The sequence below is a fragment of the Occallatibacter sp. genome, from assembly GCF_049802275.1.
GTDB lineage: Bacteria > Acidobacteriota > Terriglobia > Terriglobales > Acidobacteriaceae > Telmatobacter.
The window spans coordinates 1-1,781 of sequence record NZ_JBARMD010000452.1 but is presented as its reverse complement, the minus strand read 5'-3'; the positions used below and the strand labels follow the sequence as shown (position 1 = coordinate 1,781).

Below are 1,781 nucleotides of genomic sequence, written 5' to 3'. Positions count from 1 at the left end.
TTCGACGACAAGGACATTTCGACGGAATACTCCGCCCTGATGTCGAAAGTGATGGCGAACGGCAACGGCTATGTAAAGTTTCCGATCAACGAGCCCGCTCAGGGAAAACGTAAATCGCAGGTGGAGGAGTATCTGGAGTTCTACGGGGGGCCGGGGGTTCAGCACATTGCGTTAGCGACCGGCGACATTTTGCAGACGGTGCGAAGGATGCAAGCGCAGGGCGTGGATTTCCTCCACGTCCCACACTCCTATTACACGGAGTTGCAGGGCCGAGTAGGCAAGATCGATGAACCCGTCGATGAGTTGGAGGAGTTGGGCATTCTGGTGGATCGCGACGATGAGGGCTACATGCTGCAGATCTTTACCCGGCCTGTGGAAGACAGGCCAACCCTGTTCTTCGAGATCATTCAACGCAAGGGCAGCCGGAGTTTCGGCAAAGGGAACTTCAAGGCACTGTTCGAGGCGATCGAGCGCGAGCAGCGGGGACGCGGCAATCTGTGAGGAGGCTGGTGTGACGACGCACGCGGAAGTGCTCTCCAAAGCCGCGCCTTTTTTAATCGGGCAGGATTATGGCGCATACAGCGAAGAGCAGCACAGTGTGTGGGCGGAACTAGTGGGCCGGAGGCTGCCGAACATCGAGTGTCATGCGGCACGTGCCTATCTGGAAGGATTTGAGACCATTGGTCTCGAGCGGGATCGGCTTCCGAATCTGGCAGCGGTCAGTTCGCGGCTTGAGCCGAGAACTGGATGGAACTCAACGCCGGTAAGTGGATTTCTGCCGGGTCCTGCGTTCTTTGAGATGCTAGCAGCGCGCAGATTTCCCACGACAACGTGGCTGCGCAACAGGAACTCGCTGGAGTACACACCGGAACCGGACATTTTTCACGATGTCTTCGGACACGTGCCCATGCACGCGCATCCGATCTTCGCTGATTTCCTTGAGCACTACGGCCGCGTCTGTGCCTCGATTGAGAATCAAGGACTCCTGGAAAAGCTCGGACGGCTCTTCTGGTTCACGGTGGAGTTCGGGTTGATTCGTGAACGAGATCAGATCAAGGTGTACGGCAGCGGTCTGATCAGTTCGCAAGGCGAATGCGGCCACGTCATGAGCGGGAGATGCGTGGTTCGGGATTTTTCACTGGATGAAGTTTTGGGCACTCCGGTCAAAGTGGACGAATATCAGAAGGTCCTTTTTGCGGTCCACAGTTTCGATCAAATCTACGAGGCGATGCATGAAGCAGAGCAGCGAGTCGAACGCGGCCGTCTCCGATCGAGAGACGGCGGAAGTTGAGCTCAAATATCAGTCGGGCTTCGGCAATGAGTTTGCCACCGAAGAGGTCGCGGGGGGCTTGCCGGTTGGCCAGAATGCGCCGCAGAAGCATCCTCTCGGACTTTATACCGAGCAGTTCAGCGGCACTCCGTTTACCGCACCGCGGGCGCTGAATCGACGGACATGGACGTATCGCATTCGCCCCTCGGTGACGCATCGCCCGTATGAAGAGATGGCGATGGGCATGATCCGCAGCGGGCCGTTTAATGAGGTGGCAACAACCCCGAACCAACTTCGCTGGAATCCGCTGCCGGTGCCGCAAACGAGGACGGATTTTGTAGACGGCATTGTTACGTTAGGGGGAAACGGCGATCCAGCGATGCAGACAGGCGTTGCGATTCATTTGTACGCAGCCAATGCGTCGATGGATGAGCGCTTTTTCTATAGCGCAGATGGCGAGTTTCTGATCGTGCCGCAAACCGGCGTCCTTAAGATCCACACAGAGCTGGGT

The 1,781-nt window shown here is 57.0% G+C and carries 3 protein-coding genes; all 3 read left to right on the top strand.

Annotated elements, in window-relative coordinates; all coding sequences use genetic code 11:
* Positions 1-501, top strand: a 501-nt coding sequence (locus WA354_RS15615) for a VOC family protein (RefSeq protein ID WP_472813948.1), incomplete at its 5' end; no start/stop codon positions are given.
* Positions 502-511: 10 nt separating this feature from the next.
* A complete protein-coding gene (locus WA354_RS15610) occupies positions 512-1,291 on the top strand; it encodes a phenylalanine 4-monooxygenase (protein ID WP_472813947.1) in 780 nt (259 codons plus the stop codon).
* The coding region (locus WA354_RS15605) for a homogentisate 1,2-dioxygenase (protein ID WP_472813946.1) at positions 1,233-1,781 on the top strand (549 nt) is incomplete at its 3' end. The genes WA354_RS15610 and WA354_RS15605, both read left to right, overlap by 59 nt.